This is a genomic window from Polyangium sp. 6x1 (genome assembly GCF_029946515.1).
Lineage (GTDB): Bacteria > Myxococcota_A > Polyangia > Polyangiales > Polyangiaceae > Polyangium.
In genome coordinates this window covers 28,955-51,521 of record NZ_JARZHH010000034.1, presented here as the reverse complement: position 1 = coordinate 51,521, position 22,567 = coordinate 28,955, and the positions used below count along the sequence as shown (strand labels likewise).

Annotated in this window: 20 protein-coding genes and 1 pseudogene; 8 read left to right on the top strand and 13 right to left on the bottom strand. The window is 66.6% G+C overall.

The window, feature by feature from the left end; genetic code table 11:
- The first annotated feature begins 184 nt into the window (after positions 1-184).
- Positions 185-1,669 carry a PLAT/LH2 domain-containing protein gene (locus QHF85_RS28300; protein WP_281330457.1) on the top strand — a complete coding sequence of 495 codons (1,485 nt, stop codon included), beginning with the start codon at positions 185-187 and terminating at the stop codon, positions 1,667-1,669.
- A 192-nt stretch (positions 1,670-1,861) separates the two neighbouring features.
- On the opposite strand, the gene QHF85_RS28295 is transcribed toward QHF85_RS28300, so the two are convergent.
- Complete coding sequence (locus tag QHF85_RS28295) at positions 1,862-2,881, bottom strand: alpha/beta fold hydrolase (protein ID WP_281330456.1); 1,020 nt, start codon at positions 2,879-2,881, stop codon at positions 1,862-1,864.
- 268 nt (positions 2,882-3,149) lie between these two features.
- On the opposite strand from QHF85_RS28295, the gene QHF85_RS28290 reads away from it, so the two are divergent.
- On the top strand, positions 3,150-3,296 hold the full coding sequence (locus QHF85_RS28290) for a hypothetical protein (protein WP_281330455.1): 147 nt from the start codon (positions 3,150-3,152) through the stop codon (positions 3,294-3,296).
- Positions 3,297-3,341: 45 nt separating this feature from the next.
- On the opposite strand, the pseudogene QHF85_RS28285 reads toward QHF85_RS28290, so the two are convergent.
- Positions 3,342-3,668: pseudogene (locus QHF85_RS28285) on the bottom strand (DUF1214 domain-containing protein); the annotation flags it as partial.
- Positions 3,669-3,865: 197 nt separating this feature from the next.
- Between QHF85_RS28285 and QHF85_RS28280 the strand changes: the two are divergent.
- Both QHF85_RS28280 and QHF85_RS28275 read left to right on the top strand, forming a co-directional pair.
- Positions 3,866-5,344: a vanadium-dependent haloperoxidase gene (locus tag QHF85_RS28280; protein WP_281330453.1), complete on the top strand. Its 1,479-nt coding sequence runs from the start codon at positions 3,866-3,868 to the stop codon at positions 5,342-5,344.
- Positions 5,345-5,739: 395 nt separating this feature from the next.
- The gene (locus QHF85_RS28275; protein ID WP_281330452.1) at positions 5,740-6,195 is read left to right on the top strand and encodes a hypothetical protein; all 456 of its coding nucleotides are present in this window, start codon (positions 5,740-5,742) and stop codon (positions 6,193-6,195) included.
- 210 nt (positions 6,196-6,405) lie between these two features.
- Here QHF85_RS28275 and QHF85_RS28270 read toward each other — a convergent pair whose 3' ends face one another.
- Positions 6,406-7,839 carry an aerolysin family beta-barrel pore-forming toxin gene (locus tag QHF85_RS28270; protein WP_281330451.1) on the bottom strand — a complete coding sequence of 478 codons (1,434 nt, stop codon included), beginning with the start codon at positions 7,837-7,839 and terminating at the stop codon, positions 6,406-6,408.
- Between the two features lie 247 nt (positions 7,840-8,086).
- On the opposite strand from QHF85_RS28270, the gene QHF85_RS28265 reads away from it, so the two are divergent.
- The gene (locus QHF85_RS28265) at positions 8,087-8,488 is read left to right on the top strand and encodes a hypothetical protein (protein ID WP_281330450.1); all 402 of its coding nucleotides are present in this window, start codon (positions 8,087-8,089) and stop codon (positions 8,486-8,488) included.
- 48 nt (positions 8,489-8,536) lie between these two features.
- Here the strand turns inward: QHF85_RS28265 and QHF85_RS28260 are convergent, their stop codons facing one another.
- From QHF85_RS28260 to QHF85_RS28225, 8 genes are all read right to left on the bottom strand, one after another.
- Complete coding sequence (locus QHF85_RS28260) at positions 8,537-9,223, bottom strand: hypothetical protein (protein WP_281330449.1); 687 nt, start codon at positions 9,221-9,223, stop codon at positions 8,537-8,539.
- A 165-nt stretch (positions 9,224-9,388) separates the two neighbouring features.
- Positions 9,389-10,177 (bottom strand): OmpA family protein, encoded by a 789-nt coding sequence (locus tag QHF85_RS28255; protein ID WP_281330448.1) that lies wholly within the window; start codon positions 10,175-10,177, stop codon positions 9,389-9,391.
- A gap of 305 nt (positions 10,178-10,482) precedes the next feature.
- Positions 10,483-11,007: a cupin domain-containing protein gene (locus QHF85_RS28250; RefSeq protein WP_281330447.1), complete on the bottom strand. Its 525-nt coding sequence runs from the start codon at positions 11,005-11,007 to the stop codon at positions 10,483-10,485.
- 81 nt (positions 11,008-11,088) lie between these two features.
- Entirely contained in the window at positions 11,089-11,631 is a 543-nt protein-coding gene (locus QHF85_RS28245) for a hypothetical protein (RefSeq protein ID WP_281330446.1), read from the bottom strand.
- Entirely contained in the window at positions 11,628-12,221 is a 594-nt protein-coding gene (locus QHF85_RS28240; protein WP_281330445.1) for a hypothetical protein, read from the bottom strand. Before QHF85_RS28240 ends, QHF85_RS28245 begins: the two co-directional genes overlap by 4 nt.
- On the bottom strand, positions 12,218-14,416 hold the full coding sequence (locus tag QHF85_RS28235) for a DUF3570 domain-containing protein (RefSeq protein WP_281330444.1): 2,199 nt from the start codon (positions 14,414-14,416) through the stop codon (positions 12,218-12,220). The genes QHF85_RS28240 and QHF85_RS28235 overlap by 4 nt, the downstream gene beginning before the upstream one ends.
- 74 nt (positions 14,417-14,490) lie before the next feature.
- On the bottom strand, positions 14,491-14,745 hold the full coding sequence (locus tag QHF85_RS28230; protein ID WP_271928769.1) for a DUF4266 domain-containing protein: 255 nt from the start codon (positions 14,743-14,745) through the stop codon (positions 14,491-14,493).
- A gap of 115 nt (positions 14,746-14,860) precedes the next feature.
- On the bottom strand, positions 14,861-15,463 hold the full coding sequence (locus QHF85_RS28225) for a hypothetical protein (protein WP_281330443.1): 603 nt from the start codon (positions 15,461-15,463) through the stop codon (positions 14,861-14,863).
- A 171-nt stretch (positions 15,464-15,634) separates the two neighbouring features.
- On the opposite strand from QHF85_RS28225, the gene QHF85_RS28220 reads away from it, so the two are divergent.
- Together QHF85_RS28220 and QHF85_RS28215 are read left to right on the top strand one after the other, a co-directional pair.
- Entirely contained in the window at positions 15,635-16,204 is a 570-nt protein-coding gene (locus tag QHF85_RS28220) for a TlpA disulfide reductase family protein (protein ID WP_281330442.1), read from the top strand.
- A 232-nt stretch (positions 16,205-16,436) separates the two neighbouring features.
- On the top strand, positions 16,437-18,023 hold the full coding sequence (locus QHF85_RS28215) for a long-chain-fatty-acid--CoA ligase (RefSeq protein WP_281330441.1): 1,587 nt from the start codon (positions 16,437-16,439) through the stop codon (positions 18,021-18,023).
- Positions 18,024-18,091: 68 nt separating this feature from the next.
- Here QHF85_RS28215 and otsB read toward each other — a convergent pair whose 3' ends face one another.
- Positions 18,092-18,877 carry a trehalose-phosphatase gene (gene otsB, locus QHF85_RS28210; protein ID WP_281330440.1) on the bottom strand — a complete coding sequence of 262 codons (786 nt, stop codon included), beginning with the start codon at positions 18,875-18,877 and terminating at the stop codon, positions 18,092-18,094.
- Between the two features lie 65 nt (positions 18,878-18,942).
- Between otsB and QHF85_RS28205 the strand changes: the two genes are divergently transcribed.
- Positions 18,943-21,207: a carboxypeptidase-like regulatory domain-containing protein gene (locus QHF85_RS28205; RefSeq protein ID WP_281330439.1), complete on the top strand. Its 2,265-nt coding sequence runs from the start codon at positions 18,943-18,945 to the stop codon at positions 21,205-21,207.
- Here QHF85_RS28205 and QHF85_RS28200 read toward each other — a convergent pair.
- Positions 21,194-22,555 carry a hypothetical protein gene (locus tag QHF85_RS28200; RefSeq protein ID WP_281330438.1) on the bottom strand — a complete coding sequence of 454 codons (1,362 nt, stop codon included), beginning with the start codon at positions 22,553-22,555 and terminating at the stop codon, positions 21,194-21,196. The genes QHF85_RS28205 and QHF85_RS28200 overlap by 14 nt on opposite strands.
- Positions 22,556-22,567 lie beyond the last annotated feature (12 nt).

Below are 22,567 nucleotides of genomic sequence, written 5' to 3'. Positions count from 1 at the left end.
TGGCTCCGAGCGCCGCGCGAAGCTCGAACCCCACCTCCGAGGTCGGTTCCGTCACCCCCCGGACCGGGCGCCGATCTCCTGCTCTTTCGGCAAAAGCCGTGACTGGAAAACCGACCTGAGGTACGGCGGCACCGTAAGCAACGAGACACCCTCGTTGGCGCACGGCAAAGCAAGGACTGCTACGATGTCTTCAAAACGCTATACGGTCACCGCGATCACCGGCACCAAGCAACACGCCGACACGCGCGCCAAGGTCTACATCACCCTCAAGGGCGCCCTCGGCGCCACCCCCGAGCAGAATCTCGCGGGCGATTTCGGAGTCGGCACGACCCGTAGATTCCCTATCGAGTCTCCGGATCTGGGAGATCTGCAGAGCGTCACCATTCGCCACGATAACACCGGCGACGCCGCGGCCTGGTTCCTGGACAAGGTGCTGATCAAGGACGAGGCGACCGGCGCGGAGTGGATCTTCCGCTGCGGCGCGTGGCTGTCGCAGGACGGCGGGCTGTCCCGGACCCTCACGGGCGAGCTTCTCAAGCCGGGCACCGTGGTGACACCCACGCTGTCGGTGGACTGGGCCTGGGGGGCCAACAACTGGAGGCAGGCGGACGGCGACGCGGAACCGATCCGCAATAAGCCGATGACGCTGTCGCACCTCACCGATTACGGCGTCCGAGCCCTGGCGTCCGGCGGCTGGCATAACCTGGCGCTGATGGAGAATGGCTCCATGATGGCGTGGGGCGCCAACAACTTCGGCCAGCTCGGCGATGACACCACGACCACCCCGACCAAAGCGGTGGAGGTCTCGCACCTCAGCAAGCTCGGGCTGCGCGCGAAAGCCATCAGCGCCGGCACCTGGCAATCCCTGGCGCTGCTCGAGGATGGCACCGTACGGGCCTGGGGACGCAATGACTATGGCCAGCTCGGCATCGGCAGCGTCGGCATTCAGGGCGCCGGTGAGGTGGTCGGGCTGCGCGGGGTCAAGGCCATCTCGGCCGGCGGCTGGCACGGCCTCGCCTTGCTGGAGAATGGCGAGATCTGGGCCTGGGGCTACGACGGCAACGGCCAGCTCGGCAACGCCGCCACCACCAGCACCACCAGCAAGCCCGTGCCGGTGAAGATCTCGGATTTCGGCGGGGTCAAGGCCAAGGCCATTTCGGCCGGCTGGCGGCACAGCCTGGCGCTGCTCGAGGACGGCACGGTGTGGTCCTGGGGGCAAAACAACTTCGGCCAGCTCGGCAACGGCACCGTGAGCGCCAGCATGGACACGCCGGTGAAGGTTTTGAACCTCTCCGGCGTCAAGGCCATCGCGGCCAGCACCAATGCCGACTTCGACGAGAGCTACAGCATGGCGCTGCTCGAGGATGGTACGGTATGGGTCTGGGGCCTCAACAACTGGGGCCAGCTTGCCAACCGCCCGACCGTCGGGTACAGCGCCACGCCGGAGAGGGCGTTCGACCTCACCGGCGTCACGGCCATCGCCGCCGGCGGCTGGCACGGCCTCGTGCTGCTACGGGATGGCACGGTGCGGATGTGGGGCGCCAACAACTGGGGCCAGCTCGGCGACGGCACCCTGATCACCACCAGAGACAAGCTGGTCGAGCTGCCGGAGCTCACCGGCATCAAGGCCATCGCCGCCGGCGGCTGGCACTGCGTGGCGGCCCGCTGACCACGCGCTCGCGACGAATGGCCCCGCATTCGTCGCAGTGCTCTTCCCCCGCTCCCGTGGACAAACGTACTTGTCCACGGATCCGGGGGAAGAGCAGGGCTCGGAGGTAACCTCGAAAGCGATCGACAGGCTCGCGATCGACACCAAACACCGCTGCGCCCCATCTCCGTCGACCAGCGTGACGGCGAAATGCTAGCAAGCCGGAATTCGCTCGGACAGCCAATCCACGATGACAGCGTTGGTCTCCGGCGCATTCGTGTGAAGCATGAACGAGTGCCCGGCGTCGGGGACGACGTAGAGCTCCTTGTCCCCCGACAAGGCAAAGAGGGCCAGCTCCAGCTCGCCCACGGGCACCCCCAAAACGTCCGGCGGGAAGAGAATGTCCTGCTCCGCGAGCACCAGCAACACAGGCGCGGTAATGAGGGGCATGACCAGCCGCGAGGGCTGTGAGCTCATGGAAAGAATCTCGCCCGAGGGTGTGAGCTCGGCCATCGCCGTGTCGAGAGCAACCACGGCCGGATCCGCGACGGAGAGATTGTACATGTACTCGGTCCGCTGCTCCGGCGTCCCACCGAAGTACTCCCGATCGGACAGAGCGGCGCGCACGGTGTCCCCCGTGGTGAAGTCCGTCAAGATGCGCGGCGTGGGAACGTGCGTGTACGCCGTGGCAATGACCACGTCGACACCACCGAAGAGGCCGGCCGTCAGCTCGGCGATTTCGGTGCCCGCCGAATGGCCCATGAGCCCGACCCGCGTGAACGCAATGGGCAAGGACAGCAAAGACGTCTGGTACAGACCGGTCCGGAGCTGCGTCACGATCTGCGACGTCATCGCCGCGTAGGACTCCACCGTGAGGGTGTAGCCATTGGGGTGATCCGACGCGCCATAACCCAGATTGTCGATGGCGACCGCCGGGAAGCCCTGGGACGCCAGGGCGCGCGCGACCGAGTACGTGTCTGGCTCGAGCGGGAAGTCGTAGGCCCAGGCGCCGTACGAGAGCCCCGGGATGAGGAGCATCACCGACTTCCGGCACAGGGGGGCGTTGGCGGGGAGATAAAGCGAGCCCCGCACCGTCCGGAGCACACCGAGCTCCAATGGGTTCGTGACCGTGAAGGCCACGGGCCGTACGACCACCGAGGGGGTGGCAAGCGCAGGTGTCGGCGCGGCAGCAGTCAGCAGGAACAAGGATAGGATGAGAACGAGAATGCGCATGACGAGCTCCTGAGCATGAGAAGAAATGGCTCCCCAATACGGACGAGCACCGTGAACGGATCGAACGGCGACGCGGCGGGCGGGGTCCTAGCGCGAGGCCAGGACGAGGGCCCGAGCCGTGGCGCGGACGATCCAGGCTCGCACCATGAGCTCAAGAGAATAGTCGATCCGCCGAAGGCCGAGAAGGGGGCGCGAGGTGGCAGGGCGCATCGCGGGAGGGAAATCGTGCGAAAGCAACCGCCCCCCGGCGCCTCACCCCTCCGGCGTCTTGGATCCCTGCTTCCCCTTCGCCGCGCGCTTCGCCCGCCTGATGGGCTTCGGCAGTGCGGGGCGGTTTCGCGTCGAGTACAGGAAGCACTTCCACGAGAGCCTCTCCGAGACGCTCTCGCGCCGTCGCGTCGCCGTCGCGCGTTGATCAAGAAACGCAGAGCTGAGGTCTCATTTCCGTTTCCTGGCGCGATCAGAGGCCTGTTGCGCCGGGGGATGCGGCGCGTATCAGCTCGATCTCGCCAGGGCGCCACGTCTTTTCGAACCAGGGAGCCAGCGGCCCGTAGAGGCGGAGCATACCGAACCACCCCTTTCCTTCGATGGTATCGATCTCGTTGTTCGGGGGACTCTCGGGCGGCTGCTTCGGCCCGAAATAGAGGTCATAAGAGCCATCCGTGTTCCTTGCGAGTTCACTCCGCTGGCTGTTCTTGCTCGGAAACGGTTGGCTCGTCTGGAGCTCGGAGCGCGTCTGCGGATCGTAGACGACGACGGACCAGAAGTCCTGCGCGGGCACGTCCGAGGAGGCGGAACTCTTGGCTCATTTGTCCTAGACGCGTTAGGGGCGGATCGTCCGTCAACGGCGGGCCATCCATAGCTCAGGAACGGTCGAAAGCGTCAATAACGTACAACCAATACGCGATTTCGAGCCAGCGCAACAAGCGGCTTGCACGAACCGAAAAACGCGCAACACTGCGAAAAATCAATAGAGGGGGATGTATGCGTTCCACAAACATCATTAAAACATTACTCGCTTCTGGACTCGCGCTTGCTGCCATACATTCTGCGCGGCCGGCGAGCGCATTCGATTTGGACACTGGAAACGCCGCCCTCGAGGTCGTCGTGCAAACCGCGGCTCCGGTGATTTTATCGACCGTGAGCCCGAGTGACGCGTCGCTGATTCTTCGCGTCACAGCGGTCACTACGACAGCATGGTTCGATGCCATTGCTCCCTACGGTCCGACCACGGTGGGGGTATACTCGCGCCTTGGACGGCGGCCGCCCGGGGAGTCCGTGACGAACCGCAACAAGAACATCGCACTCTTGTATGCATCATATCGCACACTGAACAGCCTCATTCCGAAAGAGGCGGATGTGTGGACCGACATGTTGCTTTCGGTTGGTCTCGACCCGAACGATACCTCCACGGACATCACGACAGCGGTCGGCATAGGCAATGTGGCGGGCGCAGCAGTGGTGAGCGCCAGAGAGCATGACGGTATGAACCAGCTCGGTGATGAGGGCGGTTGCCTCTACAATTGCCAGCCCTACGCCGATTATCTGGGCTACTCACCCGTCAATACAGCCTACGTCGTCAAGGATGCCTCGCGGTGGCAGCCGAACATTACCACGACGGGTAACGGGATTTTCCTGGTGCAGCAGTTCGTGACCCCGCAGTGGAGCGTTACCACGCCGTTCTCTTACGCCGATCCGAGCATATTTTTCTCACCACCGCCGTTCATGAGCAGGTGGAAAGGGAATGGGTTCGGGAAGGGTGTCGGCTTCGCCGATTACAAGGAACAGGCCGACCAGGTGCTACAGGTTTCAGCGGCACTGACGGACGCGCAGAAGATGACTGCGGAATTCTTCAATGACAAGATCCGTAGTCTCGGGGCCTCGACAGCCTTCGCCGCCGCGACCCATGGGCTTACGCTGGACGAGTTCGTTCAGCTTGACTTCCTTGTCAACCTTGCGGCATTCGACGGCGGCATCGCCACTTGGCAAGAAAAACTTCGCTACGACGCCGTACGGCCTTTTACGGCGATTCGCGTTCTTTATGGAGATACACCCGTCCAAGCGTGGGGTGGTCCTGGCAAGGGCACGGTCACCGATCTCCCAGCCTCTCAGTGGAAGAGTTACTTGAATGTCGCCGATCACCCCGAATATCCGTCCGGCTCAGCGTGCTTCTGCGCCGCGCACGCAGAGGCCAGCCGCCGTTTCCTCGGGAGCGACAATCTTGGATGGGTCGTGTCGATCCCCCAGGGCTCCTCGCTCGTGGAGCCGGGCATCACACCGGCGCAGGATATCACGTTGAGCTTCGCGACGTGGACGCAATTCGAGGAAATATGCGGAATGAGCCGTAACTGGGGCGGCGTTCACTTCTTGGCGTCCATTTCTTCTGGTCGAGACCTATGCAGTCCCATCGGCGATCTGGCCTATGAGTTTGTGAAGGCACATATCGCCGGTACGACGCCCTGAGCGTCAAAGCGCGAGCGCCGCTCAAGCCCTGCAGGCTCCTGCGGCGTGCTCGCTCGATCGCCTTGCCGAGCGCCGCGAGGGCCCCCTCGTGCAAGGGGGCCCCGCTCATGTAAACGCTACTTGCGCCGTTGACTTCTGTTTCGTGCCAGTTCGCGGGGGCCGGCTGGCGGCAGGAGCCTGGATTCGTCCGGGCGGCCTCGCTGGTTCGTTATGCCGAACCGTGCGCCGGGCTCTTGTCGTTTCCGGTCGTTGCCTGGGAGAGAAAGGTTCGTCCACGGGTTCAATGCGCTGCCCGGGCATGAACCTGCGCACCGCCTCGGTCGGCGCGCTTGCGGCGCCTGCGATGGTCGACGACGCGGCGGTGGACCCGCGCGAGAGTGCTATAGCGTGCGCGCATGAAACTTCATCCTGTACCTGTGCTGGGCGTTTTCCTCGTCGCGTGTGGCGGTTCAGAGCCGAGCCCCGTCGCCGCCCCGACCCCCGCGCCCACCTCGGCCTCGACGAGCATGCCCAGCGAGGAGGCGCCCCCGGCGCCGGTGAGCCCCGCGCCTGTCGCCGAATGCACGATGACGAAGAGCCTGTCCGCGTCCTGTGCTCCGTGCGTCCAGTCTCGTTGCTGTTCTCCGCCTGTGGCCTTCACCGCCGGCGCGGCCCAGGCGCTCGGGTGCCGCATGGGATGCCGCATGCCGCTTCCCGCCGGAATGCCCGTGCTCGAAGACAGCGACCGTGCTGCGATGCTCAAGACCTGCCTCGCCAGGTGCGGCGAGATCTTCGAGCCCTCCGACGACGCCACGCGACTCGATGGTTGCATCGCCGAGCGCTGCAATCCCGAGTGCCTCGCCGGTGGGTGAGGCGCGGGCCTCCCATTCGATGGTTCTCGGAGGTGATTGTTGATTTTCAGCGAATGACCGTCGGCGGGAGCCTGGATTCGTCCGGGCGGCCTCGCTGGTTCGTCATGACCGAACCGTGCGCCGGCCTCTTGTCGTTTCTGGTCGGAAAGCTGCGCGTGCGTCCCGCCGGGGGGCAACGGGAGGCCCTGCTCACCGCGCGAGACGACCGGCCTACTTCAGGCGCGTGGGGTCCCCGTACGTGACGTCGTCGTTCCAGCTCGTGAGCCCCTTCCAGATCCCCTGGCACGTCGTTTCGATCCCGTCCTTCGAGCGCAAGGTCATCGTGTAGGGGACATCGAGGGTGCACTTCTCGACGGTGAGGGTGACCTCCACCGAGGAGTGCGGGGGGACGGTCACGGGGACGGTTCTCTTGTACGCCTTTTTGATGGTCGTCGTTTCGCCGTACGTTCGGGTCGACTCCTCCGAGAGGCCCAGCGTGAGCGCGCCGCTCACCTCGCCTTTCACCACGGGGATCGCCGCCATGAACTGCACGCCGGCCTCCAGGGTGATGGTGGAGGTCTCGCTGTTCTCGAAGTAGGAGGTTTCCTCCGTGGACCCGGCCAACTCCGTCTGGGGCGTCTGCTCCACATCGGTGTCATTGTTGACGGTTGTCGTATACATGACGGCCAAGTGCCTGTCCGTCGTTTGGGCCTGGTCCAGATCGTACTCCACTTTGACGATCTCCATCTTATCGTGGACATACGTCCAGAGCTGGCCGTTGTTGCCCCCGCCCTGATAAAAGACCGAGAGCATGCCCATGGACTCGACCGCCCCTGGACTCCAGGAGGCGCTGGCGCCGTTGACCTTCTGGTCGGCGAACCAGCTCGAACCGTCGGTGGTGGATGAGAACCAGAGCTCACCGGTCTGGCTGCCCCCACGGTGGAAGACATAGAGGCGGCTGGTACCAAACACGATCGCAGAAGGACTCGCCGTTATGCCAACGTTCGACATCGTGACATAAGCGGACCAGTTCGATCCGTCAAACGTCTGGTAGTACAGCAAGCCATTCGCACCTTTGCCCTGGTAGAAGAGATAAAGTCGATCATTGAAGACGACCGTCGAGGGGGCCGCAGACATGCCGACGCCCGAAATCTGCGTATCGGCGCCCCACGTGCTACCGTCCGTGGTGCTGGTGTACCAGATTTGGCCGTTCTCTCCGCTTCCCTGGTGGAAGACGTAGAGCTTGTTCCTGAAGACGACCGCGGAAGGGCTTTCGGTGATGCCGACATTGGAGATCCGCTTGTCAGCAACCCAGTTCCTACCGTCCGTGCTGGTGGTGTACCAGACTTGGCCGTTCTTACCGCCTCCGTGGTAGAAGACGTAGAGTTTGTCGTTGAAGACGACACCGGACGGACTATACGACATGCTAAAGCCGCCGATCTGCGTGTCCTGGCTCCACGTGGTGCCCCCATCGGTGCTCGTGGTGTACCGAACCTGACCACTTTCCCAAGAGCCCTGGTGGAACACGTAGAGCGTGTCCTTGAAGACGACCGGCGCAGGGCTGCAAGATAGGCCGACGTTGGGGACCTGAGTGTTCGAGCCGATTGAAGATCGGCCGACGTTGAGGCTCTGAGCGTTATCGGTTGAGAAAGTAGCGACGTCCATGGTGCTCCTCAAGCGATCACCGCGACGGGCGATCGTCGTTCGACTGCGGCATGGCGCTCCCCTCATGAACAGCAGTTAGCCGCAGCACAGACCCATCGCTTACTACACATTTCGTGAGGCACAATCAAGTGGAACCTTACTGTAGACAAGTACAACGTTATTGTTGATGTTGTAAAACAAACAAAGACGGCTCATACATGAAGACGCGCGGGAGGTGGAGCCAGCGACGCCCAATGCTACGGATTGGATGACACGCCGCACTCCTTTAGAATGCCCCCTCATGAGCTACGCCGTTTACATCCTCCCGCGCCGGATCCAGACGAAGTTCAAAACGAAGACACGTCAGCTGCTCGAAGCGCTCGAACGCGAGGCGCTGGGTGAGCACGTCCTCGATCGCTTCGCGGAAGCGGAAATGGAAGAGCTGACCGAGCGGCTCGCCTTCGGGTGGGAAGAACAGAAGAAGACCGAACGAGGCCGTCTGTTTTCCTCCGATTTCGGTGCCGAGGCGCTCCTCACACCCTATGCGCTCTTTCTTTCGTGCCCGGCAGGGAGCGACGCCATCTTCGAGATCTCGCAATGGGCTTCGGAAGCGGCGCTGGGGTCGGAGTCTTTCGCCAAATTCGATCCACAAGAAGGATCTTGGGAGTAAAAAAGCCGCCGGCGGAGAGGAGGGATGAGGGCGGACCGTTCGCTGTCGCTACAAGACAGCGCGACCAATCGCGACATGCGTGCGGAAATCGATACGTTTCGGAGAGCCAAACCAGCCGAACCCGGTGGGCTCGCCGTGCGGGTCGTCGAGGTACAGCAGCATGGTGCCATACCCGAAACCGGTTCGCTTGCCCTCCGCGCGCGTATCGTCGCCATGTGGAATCGACGTCGCGTCGACGATACGCACCAGATAGCGGTGGCCGGCGCGATCGAGCCGCTGCGGGGGCGCGACGACGAACGCGACGTGCCCCGTATTCTGCGACACGATGGTGGATGGTTTGCGCCACGCAAGGACGTCGCCGGGGCGGACGTCGGCCATTCGCGCCACGCGCAGCCATGGTCCGCGCGAACGATCCTTCGGCGCGGCAGCGATCACATCATGGTAGTCGCGGGCCACCGGGCGACCATTCCCGTTGCGCCGCATCACGGCGGCGTGGGCGGAAGGGGCCGCTCGGGAGAGCACCCACGCGGCCATGCCAGAACAGTCGAAATCGTAGCGCCCCACGCGCTCGTCGACACGCGTGACGTGTACGTAGCGCGTGGTCCGTAGGCGCTGATCGATCCGGCGGATCACCTCCATCACCGGCTGTCTGGCGCGGGCGGAGGCTTGGGCATTCTGGGCGCGAGCGGGGGAAGCGACGGTCCCGGCCACAGCCGCCGCGAGCACGGCGATCACGGCCAACGTCCCTCGAACATTCATGGTGGGGGACGATAGTACCGCTCGGTCACCCGGGTCACGTTTCTGGCAGGAGCATGTGGCTCCCGCGCAGACCGCCAGGGGCGCGGACCTCGGAGGTGACCGGCGGCCGAGTGAAGGGAGCCGCGGCGCGGCCCCGGGCGCTCACTCCTTCGTGAGCTTGGTGAGATCGATCATTTCGTCGACGTCGGGCACGACGATGAGATCGCAGCGCCGATTCTTCTGCTGCCCGTCCTTCGTGCCGTTGTTCGCCACCGGGTCGGTGTCGGCGAAGCCCGCGGCGCTCCAGTGCGAGCGCGGCAGCGCCCCGCCCTTGCCCACCAGGAACAAGAGCACCGAGCGGGCGCGCATCAAGGACAGGCCCCAGTTGTCCTGGTACGGGCCGCCATTGAGGGGCTGGTTATCGGTGTGACCAGCGACCTGGTAATCACGATCGACCAGGGATTTGTCGGCCTTGACGACCTGGGCGACCTTCTTGAGGATGTCCTCGCCTTCCTTCTTCAGCTCGACCTTGCCCGTATCGAAGAGCACGTCGCCCGGGAGCGAGATGACCATGCGGTTCCTGCGGATGCTGACCGCGAGGCCGAGCTTGGTCAGCTCGTCGAGCTTCTTGCGCAGGAGGTCGAAGCGCGCCTTGATGGCCTCGAGCTGCTTGGCGCGGGCCTTGTACTCGGCGAGGGCCTTCTCCTGGTCCTCGAGCGTCGAGCTCATCTTCTTCACGTCCGCGCCGGCGTCCTGGAGCTGCTTCTCGAGGTCGGCAACGTGCTGCTTGGCTTCGGCGAGCTGCTTCTCCAGCTCGGCCTTCTTTGCTTCGCTGGAGTCCTGAAGCTCGTTGTACTTGGCGAGCTGCGCTCTCCACTCGGCCTCGGAGTGGCCGCAGCCCAAGGCGAACGAGGCCAGAAGGAGCGGAATCACGAGAAGGCGTTGATTCATGAGCACGGTCTCCATGCCTCGCGAGAGGCGGAATGGCCGGCGCCCCGAGGCCCCGACCGTAGGGTGTCTGGAAGACAGCCTCTCTCAGGTCGACGCCAGAATCCAGTGCAATGATGCCCCGCAGCATGCTCTCGGCGGCGAAAAAGTGGTACGCACGTCGCCCTGCTAACGGCGATGCGGCACCCGCATTAAAAAATTCGAACCAGATCACCCCTGGTTTTTCCAGATCCTCGTTCCGGACGGAAGGGGCGAGAGGCGAGCGGCGGCGACTACATTTCGACGTGGCGGACCGGCGACGAACAACCTCACCGAACCTGCGCGCCGAACGCCTCGTCTTCGCGGTCCGCCTCTGCATTCGCCTTCGTCTGCTGGACCCGCCCGGGGATGTGGTTCGGGGGCGCGTAGAGCGTATACAGCTTGAGCGGCGTCTTGCCGGTATTGATGAAATTGTGGCGGACGCCGGGCGTCACGAGCACCACGTCACCAGGCCGGAACGGCGACGCGACGCCATTGACGACGACTTTTCCTTCTCCCTCGACGAGGAAAAGCACCTGCTCGACATGCTTGTGCTGCTCTTCCCCGATGTCGCCTCCCGGCGGGATGCTCATGGCCACGACCTGCATCCGCTTCGCGGTGAAGAGCACCCGGCGATAGGCCTGGTTCTGCCGCGTGAGCGCGTCGATGTTCGCGTGAAATGTCGCCCTGGCCCGCGGCGCGCGTTGCGCCCTGGCCTGCTGCCGAGATTCGGCCCGCGCCGAGGGCGAGAAAGACCCGAGAATCGCGAGAAAGCCTGAGAGAGCGAGAATACCCGCCAATCGAGCACGCATCATGAGCCCCTCCCCTGGATGATGTCCTCAGGAGGGAGCCTAATGCAGCCGCGCGGGGTCGTCAGCCGTCCATGGCCGACGGACTCAGGGGTGACCCAGCTCGACCTCGCACTGCGTCGTATCGGTATTCCCCGTCAGCCAGTTGACCATGCACACGTCCCCGGGGTCGCCTTTGTTCCACAAGAGCCCGCCCTTGTGTTTCTCGCGCAATCGCGCCTTCCGCACGATCGACAGCACCTCGGGGTCCGCCGTCTTCGCGAAGACCTTCGCCGAAAGCTCCGGTTCGAGCGCCAGGATCGAGCGGTAATTGTCTTCCAGCTCGGCCAGCGTCGTCGGCTCCTTCCCGCCCGAATAGTATTCGTCGTAGTTCTCGACGTTCGGCGAATTGCGCTCCTCGTACCGGCGCAGCCCGTATTGCCCATAGAGCCGCAGCGGCCGCGCGGCGTGGCCGTGACAATCGAGCGTGCCGCAGCGGCGCTCGAGGACCGCCGAGACCGCACGGAACGAGGTCGGGTCGAAGGGCGGCGCCGCGATTTCGTTCACCGCAGGGCCCAGATCGCCGCAACCAGCGGCGACGAAGAGCGTCACGCCGAAGCAAAGAAGGCTCGCCTTGCGTCGTGTGTTCATTTCGGGGCTCCCGGGCATGCTGCGTCTTGCGGCGGGAACGGCGGCTCCGTCTCGGCCTCGGCGCACGTCACCCACCCGGGCGAACCCTGGGTCCGCGTGCTCGTATGGCAACCCGCGCACGATCCGTCGCGGCTGATGCGCGTCGACATGACCACGCGCTTCGTGCTCTCCAGCGCGCCGGGCACCGGGTACTCGATCTCGGCGCGCAGCGGAAATGCCGGGTCCCACTTCTCCGCTTCGACGAAGAAATTGCCCGCGCAGTTCGTGCCGACCTCGTATTGCTCGCCGAACGAGTCGGTCAGCTTGACCTTCACGCCCTTGACGGGCAGCGGCTTTTGCTCGGCTGTCTGCGTCGGGTACGCGTAGATCGTCCCGCCGACGCTCATGATCGGGTGCTCCCGCAGGTACTCGCCATGGCAGAGCAGGCAAGGCTGTCCGGGGCGATGAAACTCGCCGACGGGGACGTTCGGGTCCTCGTCGCCGAGCGCGGCGATGCGCTCGTCGACGGCGCGGTTGCCGCAGCCGACGAACATGCCGATCGCGCCGAGGACGAGGAGCGACGAGGCGAGGGCGGTTCGGACCGTCATCATTCGACGTCGACCTCCAGCGTGAGCGCGCCGAAGTAACCAAAGCGCTGCAGGATGAAGAGCGTGTTCAAAAAACGCGTGTAGATCACGTCGCCGCTCGCGATGAGGCCCCAGTTCTTGTTCTCGCCGAACGCGATGCGCGTGCCGAGACCACCCGTCACGCCGAGCAGCGGCCCGAGCTCGCGATCGCCGGTGCGCAGCGCAGGCACTTGCAGGCCCGTGGGCGTCCGTTCGGCCACGTACGCGAGTTGCCAGAAGGCCGCGCCCGTCTGCGCGTGGAAGCGGAAATGCGGCCAGATGCGCACGTTCTTGCCGACGTCGAAGAGGTAACGGAGGTCCGTCGTCGTGGCCTTGAGGCCCCAGCTGTCGGCGTAGAGCCGCTCCTCGGCGCGCAGCGTGCTCGCAGAGAAGCGGTGCGCGTAGCGGGCGGCGAGCGCGAAGCGCTGTCGGCTGAGCGGGAGCTGTTCGAGGATGCGCTCGGGGTTCCTGTAAAAGTTCACCGTCGCGAGCGACTGTCCCGGCAAGACGCGCGGGGCGATGTCCGGCGAGAACGTCGGGATGTAGCGGTAGGGCTTGGAGCTGTCGCCCGACTCGATGACCGCGCTGAAGTTCGTGGTCAGGATCGAGCTCTTGTCGAGCACGAACGACGAGGCGAGGTCGAGCGCGTGGCGCTGGATGCGCCGCGAGAAGACCTCGTAGCTCGTGCCCGATCGGCCCGCGATGTCGTACGAGAAGTCGTAGCTCAGGCTCGGCGTGACCGTCTTCTGCTTGAGGTCGATCGCGACCGTGGTGCCGACGCTCGTCGCCAGGTAGTCGGGCTCGATCGACATCGCCGCGTGCAGGTTCACGTCGACGTCGCCGAACTTCTTGTGGCCGCCGAGCGCGGGCACGTAGCGCTGCTCGGTCCAGCGCGGCGAGGCCGTGGCCACGATGTCCGTCGACGCGGCCGTGACGACGTCGACGAGGAACGAGCCACCAAAACCCCAGCCGCTCGTCGGGTTCTCGACGTTGAAGAAGACCGTCGGGCTGACGACGTCGACCTTGTCCGAGTCGTGGTACGCCGAGAACTCCAGGCCGAACTTGAGGTTCAAGGGCAGCTTGCGGCTCTTCGCGATGCAGTCGTCGAACTGGTCCTGCGTCTGCGCGTCCTGCATGCACTTGACGAGCGCGCGGTCGATCGCCTTGCCCTTCGGCACGAGCTTGACCTCGACCGTGGCCGTCTCGCCCTCGGCGACGTTCACCGTCTGCTCGAAGGACTGCTCGGCGCCGTTCACCTTGCCCGTCGCGACGACCGTACGTTCGCCGGGGTTCACGGGGATCTCGGCGCCGAGCTGATCCTCGCTGAGCGTGGCGCCGTTCAAGCGGATCTTGAGGTCCGTCGCGTTCGCCGGCTTCTGGACGACGATCTTCGGGATCTTGGCGCGGAGCTCGTCGGCGCGGCGCTGGGCCTGCGCGCTCATCTGGCGGATGTTCTTGCGCGACGCAGCCTCGACCGTGGCCTCGTAGTCGGCGAGGGCCTCGACCCAGAGGCCCGCGCGCGCCTCACACCCGGCGACGAGGAAGAGCGTCGAGGTGCGATCCTCGGCCTCGTAGGAGGCCCGGCCGTACGTGGCGCAGTCGAGCCACTCGCGCGCCTTCTCGGCCTGGATCGCCTGCTCGTAGTAGAACGAGCCCTCGCCGGTGCGCCAGCCGCGCGCCGGCGCCTGGCCGTCGTACGTGACCTTGAGCTTCTTCGAACCACCCGACGCGCCGGCCGCGGCCTTGGGGTCTTTCGTGTCCGGGCTACCGCCGCTCGAGGCGCCGCCGGAGCGCGCTTCACTCCACGCCTTCTCGATCTCGGGCGAGGTGAACTCAGGGAAGAGCGCGATGGTCGGGTCTTCCTTGATCGCGGTGGCGAAGGCGGCCTTCGCGTCGGCAGGCTTCTTCATGCCGCCCGCGAGCACGGTGCCGAGCGCGACGTAGAGCTTCGCGCGGACCTTCGTGCTGCAAGCGGTCTTCTTCGCGCACGCTTGCTTGGCGAGGTTCAGCGTGTCGAGCGCTTCCTTGTACTTGCCTTCCTTGTAGCTCGCCTCGAGCACCGTCTGGACGAGGACCTCGACCTCCTCGTCGTTCGGCGCGGCGCTCGCAGGCGCGGGGGCCAAGGTGATCGCGGCGGCGACGAGCGGGGCGAGGAGGGCTTGTGCGAGGCGGCGAATCACGCGGAAGCCACGATAGCCCCGTCCCCAGAAAAAAGGATCCGACAAGATGGCGACCTTCGGCTGGGAGGAGGAGATCAGTTGCAGCCGCAACCGCTGCCGGTGCCGCCGCTGCCCCCGACCGCGCCCTCGGTGATGGCGCGCAGGTGCGACTCGCCGAACCCGGACATGTCGGCGGCCGTCATCGTCGGGTGCGCGAGCTTGCCGCGCTCATACGGCGCGACGGGCGCACAGCCGGTGCTCGCGAGGAGACCTCCGCCGAGCACGAGGACCACGAGAAGCGCGCGACCGGCGCGCACGACGAGCGAGGCAGAGGTGTCTTCGTTCAGCATCGCGGGAAGCTCCGGTTTTCTCTTGTATAACGGGGTTTTTCTCGCCCCGCGTCAAGAACGATTCCCTCATCCCCATGCAGCATCGCGCGTCCCCTCCCCTCTGAGGGGGTCCGCGTCACGGCCCGGCGTCGCCGCTGCCTCCGCCCGTTCGGCGCAGGCCGCAGAGCGCCCACTGCTCGATGATGGCGTAGTCGGTGTCGGACAGGCCGCTCGGAGGCGGCATCGGCGCGCCGCCGCCCGGCGTGCCCTGAAGGTTGCAGAGGATCCAGGAGCGCGAGGGGTCCTCTTCGTTGATGTAGGGATACCCCTGGGCGCCCGAGTACCCTTTGAGCTCATCGTAAAACGCGTCGGAGCTGTCGGGCGAGAGGAAGATGCCGCGCGCGCCCGGGGCCGCGCCGTGACAACCGCCGATCGTGCAGCCCGCCGAAGGGCCCGTGAGGATCGAGTAGACCTCGGCCCAGCTCGGCGCGGTCGTGCACGCCGACGGGTCGAGGATCGTGAGCTCGGGGCAGCCGGTCTCGCGGACCTTGGGACCTCCGGGCGGGCCGTAGGGACAAGCGTCGTCCTTGTCGTTGACGATCGACTGCTCGGTGCACGCCTGGTCCCCAACGCTGACCTGGCAGCCGGCAAACGCCGCAAACGCGAGGGCGGGGATCAGGGCGAGGGCGGCGCGGAGGGTACGGCGCGACCGGACCCCGGGCGAGGTTCTCGCGGACATGGCCTCGCATGGTGCCCTTGGTTCGTCACAAAGTCGACTGGGTGGGTTTGGGCTGAGGTAAGCTCGCGCCGTGCGCGCGGTTCAAAGGGCCCGTCGTGCTCGCGCGAAAGAGGCCCGAAGCCGCAGTTTCCGAGCGCAAAGAGCGCCGTGTTAGCAAACCAGGAGACCTGAATGAGCTCGAGATCGTCGATTGTCCGCACCCTCAGCGCGCTCGTCATGGGCGCGGCCCTCTCGCTCACCCTCGCCGCGTGCGGCGGCGGCGCCGCGTCGGGCGGCGGTGCAGAGACCGGAGGCGCCGAGGGCGACCTCGTCGGGAAGCCGGCGCCCGAGTTCACCGCCGAGGCGGTCACCGGCGAGGGCCCGAAGAGCGTGAAGGAAGCCGCCGGGAAGGTGACCATCATCGACTTCTGGGCGACGTACTGCGGCCCGTGCAAGAAGTCGTTCCCGAAGTACCAGGAGCTCGTCGATCAGTTCGGCGGCGACCTCAGCGTCATCGCGGTGAGCGTCGACGAAGAGGACACGGACAAGGCCAAGCTCGAGGAGTTCGTCAAGGCGACGGGCGTGAAGTTCTCGGTCGTCTGGGACAAGAACAAGAGCGCCGCGAAGGCCTACAGCCCGCCCAAGATGCCGACCGCGTTCGTCGTCGACAAGACGGGCACGATCCGCCACATGCACGCCGGCTACGGCGAGGGCGAAGAGGACAAGATCGCCGAGGAGATCAAGGCGCTCATCGGTCAGTGACGGGTCCACGGTGGGGGGCTCCGGTCGGACCACCGAGCGGTCCTTCTTCTGCCCCCCGCCCCCCCGCAACGCCCTCCTTCGAGCAGCCACCCCACCACACCGCGGCGCCCTCGTCGAGGCACGCGCTTCGACGACGGAGCCAAACCTTCACGCCCGCATGCACGAGGGCTCTCGAGCGACCGCATGTTCGAGGGCGACGGTGCCCACGTTTGCGCGGTAGATTTTGCGGACCATGAAGGTCCCCCTGCTCGTCAACGACTTCCTGCGGCGCGCCAGCAAGCTCTATCCCGACAAGGTCGGCGTGATCGATGGCTCGAAGCGCTTCACGTATCGCCAGTTCCACGGGCGCGTGAACCAGCTCGCCCACGCGCTGCGGAGGCTCGGGGTGCAGAAGGGCGATCGCGTCTGCATGCTCAGCCCGAACTCCCATTACTTCCTGGAGGCGTTCTACGGGGTCAGCCAGATCGGCGCGATCCTGGTGCCGCTCAACTACCGACTCGCCCCCGAGGAGCACGCGTACATCATCAATCACGCGGGCGTGAAGGTCGTCATCGCCGACTACGATCAGGTGCGCGCCATCGAGCCGATCCGAGGGAGCCTGAACCGCGTCGAGCACTTTGTGGTCGCTGGCGGCGCGGCGGAGTCCTTCGCCCAGGCGGGATGGAAGGACTGGGACGCGCTCACGGGCCTCGAGCCCACGACGGCGACGCCGCCGGTGGACGTCTCGGAGGATGACGTCTTCTCGATCAACTACACGTCCGGCACCACGGCGCGGCCCAAGGGTGTCATGCTCACCCAGCGCAACTGCTATCTCAACGCGCTGAACCTGGCGATCTTCGGCGGGCTCCACCATGACGACGTGGAGCTGTGGACATTGCCCATGTTCCACGCGAGTGGTTGGGGCGGCCTCTTTGCCATCACCGCGCTCGCCGGAACGCACGTGGTGCTCCGCGCCGTGGTCGCGAGCGATATCTTCCGCCTCATCGCGGACGAGAAGGTCACCTTCTTGTGCGGAGCGCCGGCGGTGCTCTCGACGATCATCCATTTTGCCGATCGAGCGAGCTACGACATCACGACGCGCCCGCGCATGTGGGTGGGCGGCGCTCCGCCGCCGGTGGCGCACATCGAGCACCTCGAAAAGGTCCTCGGATGGCAGTTCATCCAGATCTACGGGTTGACCGAGACGTCGCCGATCGTCTCTGTCAACGTGCCGGACTTCTACAACCCCGGCGGCGCGAACTTCGAGCGGCGCGGCCGCGCCGGGACCGAGGTGCTGGGCGTCGATCTCCAGGTGGTCGACGAAGAGGGGAAGCCCGTTCCGCAGGACAACACGAGCATCGGCGAGATCGCCGTCCGCTCGAGCGTGGTCATGGAAGGCTACTGGAACCAGCCCGAGGAGACCGCCAAGGCGATCTACGATGGCTACTTCCACAGCGGTGATCTCGCCGTCTGGGACGAGCACGCGAACGTTCACATCGTCGATCGGAAGAAGGACGTGATCATCAGCGGCGGCGAGAACATCTCGTCCCCGGAGGTCGAGGGCGTCCTCTATCGGCACGAGGCGGTGCTCGAGTGCGCCGTCATCGGTGTCCCCAGCGAGAAGTGGGGAGAGACGCCGAAGGCCATCGTCGTGCTCCGCGCCGGCAAGTCGGTGAAGGCGGAAGAGCTCATTGCCTTCACCCGCGAGCACCTCGCTCACTACAAGTGTCCAACCAGCATCGACTTCGTTCCCGCGCTCCCGAGGACGGCGACGGGCAAGCTACAGAAGTTCGTGCTCCGCGAGCAGTACTGGAAGGGCTACACCCGCCGCGTCCATTAGAGAGATCCCAATCGGCAGGATCCTTCGCGCGCGAAAGGCGCAAGGAGCCACCGGTCAGGCGGCCTCGTTCAAGCGGAACGAGCGGACGCGATCCGAGCGAGCATGTCGACCCACGCGCGGGGGCCGGGCAGCACGAGGTCCGCCTCGACGCTCGGCGTCGGCCGCTCCGCCGACGCCACGTAAATCCCCGCCCCACCACGCCGCCGCGCCAGCGCGATCGCGCCCTCGTCGGTCGTGTCGTCTCCCGCGTAGATCAGGAACGTGTCCTCGGCGAACTGCCGGAGGAGCCGTTCGAGCGCGTCGTCCTTCGAGGCCGCCGGATCATGCGCCTCGACCACCTGCCGTCCGTCCATCACCGCGAGCCCCTCGGCCGCGGCGAGCTCGCGAAACGCGGCGAGCACCTCCGCCGCAGCCTCGCGCGACGCGGGCGGGACCTCGCGCACGTGCACGGCCACGCTCCGCACCTTGCGCTCGGCGCGCATCCCGGGCACGCGCGCGGCCATGGCCTCGGCGCGGTGCGCGACGCGATCGATGATCTCGTCCGACAGCAGGCCGTTCGGCGCTCGAAGGAGGTTGCCGTCGGGCTCTTCGATGAAGGCTCCGTGCTCCGCGACGCGGTAGATCGACCCGAGCATCGCCGTCCGCGCGCGCAGGCTCTCGAGGTCGCGCCCCGAGACGACGGCCACGCCCACGCCGGGGGTGACAGAAAGCTTGGAAAGCGCGGCGAGCGCGTCGTCCCTGCCGCGCGCGTGCTCCGGCTCGCGCACGATGTCGGAGATCGTGCCGTCGAAGTCCGTCGCGACGAGCAACCACGGGGCGCGTGACGCCCGCGCGATCAGCACATCCTCATCCATGCCCCGAGCGTCCCCCGAAGGCGCGTCTCGCGCAAACGTATGAGCGTGGTGGTAGGGTCGGGTGCATGTGGCGTCCCGGCAAACATGCGCGTCTCGCCTCGGCCTGGATCGCGGCCACGGCCGCAACCCGGATGCTCTCCGGTTGTGGTGGAGACGACCCCGCGGGCGCAGGTGGCGCGGGCGGGCAAGGCGGGGCGGCGTCCGTGGCGTCGTCGTCGTCGTCTTCGGCGACGGTGGGCCCGACGACGGGCGCGGGCGGCGCGCTTCCCGACGTGTTCACCGTCACGGGCGTGGTGACGGACGGCGCGTCGCCGCTCGCCGGCGCGATCGTGATGCAAGGCGGCGGCGCGCCCGCGCTCGTGACGGGGCCTGACGGCGCGTTTTCGATCGAGCTCTCCGCGTCGATCCCGGGCGCGCCCACGGTGGTCGCTGCGAAGGTGGGCTATCGGAGCGCCGGGATCGAATTCGACGCGCTGCCCGAGGGGCCGATCGAGCTCGTCCTTCACGAGGCGGCGCCGCCGGACAATGCCGACGGCTACAAATTCGGCGTGCCGGGCGTCGGGGACGAGAACCTCGACGCGACGACGGCGATCTGCGGGCATTGTCACACGACGCTCGTCGCGCAATTTCAGCAATCGGCGCACGCGAAGGCGACGCGCGACCCGCTCGTGCAGGATCTTTATGCGGGAACGACGCGCGCGCACGCGGACGCGGCGTCGTGCGCGGCGGCGGGCGGCGAATGGCGGAAGGGCCTCGTGCCGGGCACGATGATGGATACGGCGCCGCGTTGTTATCTCGGCGGCGGGGTCTTGCCGGATCTCAATGGGTGCGGCGCGAAGGGCGCGCTCGCCTGCGACGATCCGGCCCTGCCCGCGGCGGACAAACCCACCCAATTCGGCGCATGCGCCGATTGTCACGCGGCGGGGCTCGACGGAAAGGCGGGCGGGCGGGATCTGCTGGAGGCGACGGGGATCGCGTTCGAGAATGGAAACCATTGCGACACGTGCCACAAGGTGAGCGACATCGACCTCGACAAGCCGCCGGGGACGGCGGGCCGGCTCGTCTTGCAGCGGCCGAGCGAAAAAGTCTCGAACGACCCCCTCGGAAAACTCCGTCAGGTGATGTTCGGGCCGCTGCCGGACGTGCCGAACGAGTTCATGGGTGGGAGTTATCAGCCGAAATTCTCGGAGGCGACGTTCTGCGCGGGCTGCCACGAGCAGGCGCAGCCGGCGCTCTTGCCGGGCCAGACGGTCGATCCGGCGCGGTTCCCCGGCGGCCTGCCCGTGCATTCGACGTTCGCGGAGTGGTCGGCGAGCCCGTGGGCGGAGGCGGGCGCGCCTTGCCAGCATTGCCACATGCCGCCGAACGAGGGGCTCTGGAACACGCTGGACAAGACGACGCCGAAGAATGGCGGCATCACGTTTGGATTCGTGCGCCCGCCGGAGCAGATTCGATCGCATGCATTTCGCGGCCCGCTCGCGGGGACGCCGCGGCTCCTGGATCTGGCGCTCGGGATGTGGATGACGGCGAAGGCGACGGGGGGCGTGGTCGACGTGTCGGTGACGCTCTCGAACCAGGGATGCGGGCACGCATTGCCGACGGGCGAGCCGATGCGCGCGCTCGTGCTCTTGGTTCGCGCCGAGGCCTGCGGCGAGCGGCTCGTGGCGAGCGCGGGGCCGACGGTGCCGGACGTGGGCGGCGCGTGGGCGGAGGGCGTGCTCGGAGAGGACGTGTCGGTCACGGGGACGCAATGGTCCTGGCCGGAGGGCGCGGCCCGCGCGAAGCCGGGGCAGGTCCTGCGGGTGGTGCGGGAGACGGGGACGTTTCTGGACTATCCGGGAATCGGCTTCTTCGCGGATCCGGCGCTCTCGCCGGCGGAAAAAGGCATTCCGATGCGCGTGCCCGTCGCGGAATTGAACATCCTCTCGGCGGGCAACGGGCAAATCGTGGTGGCGGGACAGGCGGACGTGATGCCGGGGGATCGGGTGTTCCTCGGGAATGGGCTCGGGGCGGAGGTGATGGACGGGTCGGGCGCGGCGGCGCTCGCGGGCGCGCCGGGGCAGGCGTTCGCGCGGGTGCTCATGGGCGCGGAGGGAGCACGGTTCGTCCCGCATTATCGCGCCGTGGACATGGTGAGCGACAATCGCCTGCCGCCGCTCACGCCTGTCACGAGCCTGCATTCGTTCGTGCTTCCGGCGGGTTGTCCGGGCGCGACGGTGACAGCGACGGCGCTCTATCGGCCGGTGCCGGTGGTGCTGGCAAACGAGCGGGGATGGGAGGCGCGGGATTGGGTGGTGGCGGCGCGGAAAGAGGTCGTCAGCGCGAACTAGGAGAAGCGCCCGCGCTCTTCTCCACGGGAAACGCCTGCATGCGCGGCGCGCCGCCGGCCCTCGCGTCGGCTCCCCACATCACGATGACGCCGTCCCGGCGCACCGCCCACGTCCGTCCGGGCGAAGCGTCGACGGCGACAGCGCCCTCGACGTCGATCCGCACCGGCATCGCATGACCCTCGCGGACGTCGTCCGGCATCACGCAACCGGGGACGCGCTTGTACACGGGCGCCACGCTCTCCCCGGCGCGCCGCGCATTCCATTGAAGCCGCGCGCATGCGTCGTCGGGTCGTCGCACTGGCACATTTGGATCGACCACCTCGACGGGCGAGCTCGATTTCGGGGACGGCTCGCACGGGGGATGCTCTTCCGCCCATTTCCGCGCCTCCTGGGTCGCCTTCTCGTCGACGGGGCACACCTCGACGTCCTTGGTCGCGGCCTTGCCCGCCTCGCCCGTCTCTCCGTCTTTCGAGCGGCCCCAGCACCACACGTCGCCCTGCTCGTCGATCGCGCAGGCGTGCTCGCCGGACGTGGCGACATCCACCACGCGCGGCAATCCGACCACCCGCACGGGCATGTCGCGCATCTCGCGCGTGCCGTCGCCGAGCTGGCCGAAATCGTTCCGACCCCAGCACCACACGCTCGCGTCGTCGCGCACCAGGCACCCGACGAGGCTGTTGAATCCGAAGTCCGCCATCGACACCCGGACCACCCGATCGAGCAGCACCTGGTTCGTCGGGCGTCCGGGGCCTCCGAGGACGAATCGACCGTCCGCGAGCAGCGCGGCCCGGCCCTTTGCGTACAGCGTCCGGATGGGGCCGTATGCCTCGAGCTCCCCGTAAATCGCCTTCATGTCCCGCGGACAACGCACCTGGCCGTCGCCCGTCACGCAGACGAGCCCATAGTCCCGGCTGACGACCTCGGCGAGACGGGTCCCGCCTTTCGCCTCGAACCCGACGCCCCCGTCGGTGAAGTCGTTGTAAGGCCTCTCGGGGCCGTAGCGCGCGTCGAGGCTGCGAAGGACCACGCGGCCATCCCGGAAAAGGAGCGCGACGTCCTCGCGGCGACACAGGTAATCGAGCACGGGCTCCGAGGACGTCCAGCTCGCCTGCAGGATCACCTGATCCGCCCCGCGCCCGACCGACGCCACCGCCACCCGCCCGTCCGCGAGGCGCAAGCAGCGCTGCCCCGACAGGACGCGCGGCGGCTCCCGATACCCCGCGGAGATCGTCGCCGGCCCCGAGACCACGCCGGGGCCCACGCCCTTGCCCGCCCCACAAGCCGCGGAGAGCAAGGCAAACGTGGCCGCACCCGTGACTCGTAAAAACGCTCGTCGTGCTCTCGTCATGCGCTTCGGGCG

Coding starts and splice junctions, on each gene's coding strand:
- QHF85_RS28300 (WP_281330457.1), top strand. CDS start 185: ATGTCTTCAAAACGCTATACGGTCACCGCGATCACCGGCACCAAGCAA.
- QHF85_RS28295 (WP_281330456.1), bottom strand. CDS start 2,881: ATGCGCATTCTCGTTCTCATCCTATCCTTGTTCCTGCTGACTGCTGCC.
- QHF85_RS28280 (WP_281330453.1), top strand. CDS start 3,866: ATGCGTTCCACAAACATCATTAAAACATTACTCGCTTCTGGACTCGCG.
- QHF85_RS28275 (WP_281330452.1), top strand. CDS start 5,740: ATGAAACTTCATCCTGTACCTGTGCTGGGCGTTTTCCTCGTCGCGTGT.
- QHF85_RS28270 (WP_281330451.1), bottom strand. CDS start 7,839: ATGGACGTCGCTACTTTCTCAACCGATAACGCTCAGAGCCTCAACGTC.
- QHF85_RS28265 (WP_281330450.1), top strand. CDS start 8,087: ATGACACGCCGCACTCCTTTAGAATGCCCCCTCATGAGCTACGCCGTT.
- QHF85_RS28255 (WP_281330448.1), bottom strand. CDS start 10,177: ATGAATCAACGCCTTCTCGTGATTCCGCTCCTTCTGGCCTCGTTCGCC.
- QHF85_RS28250 (WP_281330447.1), bottom strand. CDS start 11,007: ATGATGCGTGCTCGATTGGCGGGTATTCTCGCTCTCTCAGGCTTTCTC.
- QHF85_RS28245 (WP_281330446.1), bottom strand. CDS start 11,631: ATGAACACACGACGCAAGGCGAGCCTTCTTTGCTTCGGCGTGACGCTC.
- QHF85_RS28240 (WP_281330445.1), bottom strand. CDS start 12,221: ATGATGACGGTCCGAACCGCCCTCGCCTCGTCGCTCCTCGTCCTCGGC.
- QHF85_RS28230 (WP_271928769.1), bottom strand. CDS start 14,745: ATGCTGAACGAAGACACCTCTGCCTCGCTCGTCGTGCGCGCCGGTCGC.
- QHF85_RS28225 (WP_281330443.1), bottom strand. CDS start 15,463: ATGTCCGCGAGAACCTCGCCCGGGGTCCGGTCGCGCCGTACCCTCCGC.
- QHF85_RS28220 (WP_281330442.1), top strand. CDS start 15,635: ATGAGCTCGAGATCGTCGATTGTCCGCACCCTCAGCGCGCTCGTCATG.
- QHF85_RS28215 (WP_281330441.1), top strand. CDS start 16,437: ATGAAGGTCCCCCTGCTCGTCAACGACTTCCTGCGGCGCGCCAGCAAG.
- otsB (WP_281330440.1), bottom strand. CDS start 18,877: ATGGATGAGGATGTGCTGATCGCGCGGGCGTCACGCGCCCCGTGGTTG.
- QHF85_RS28205 (WP_281330439.1), top strand. CDS start 18,943: ATGTGGCGTCCCGGCAAACATGCGCGTCTCGCCTCGGCCTGGATCGCG.
- QHF85_RS28200 (WP_281330438.1), bottom strand. CDS start 22,555: ATGACGAGAGCACGACGAGCGTTTTTACGAGTCACGGGTGCGGCCACG.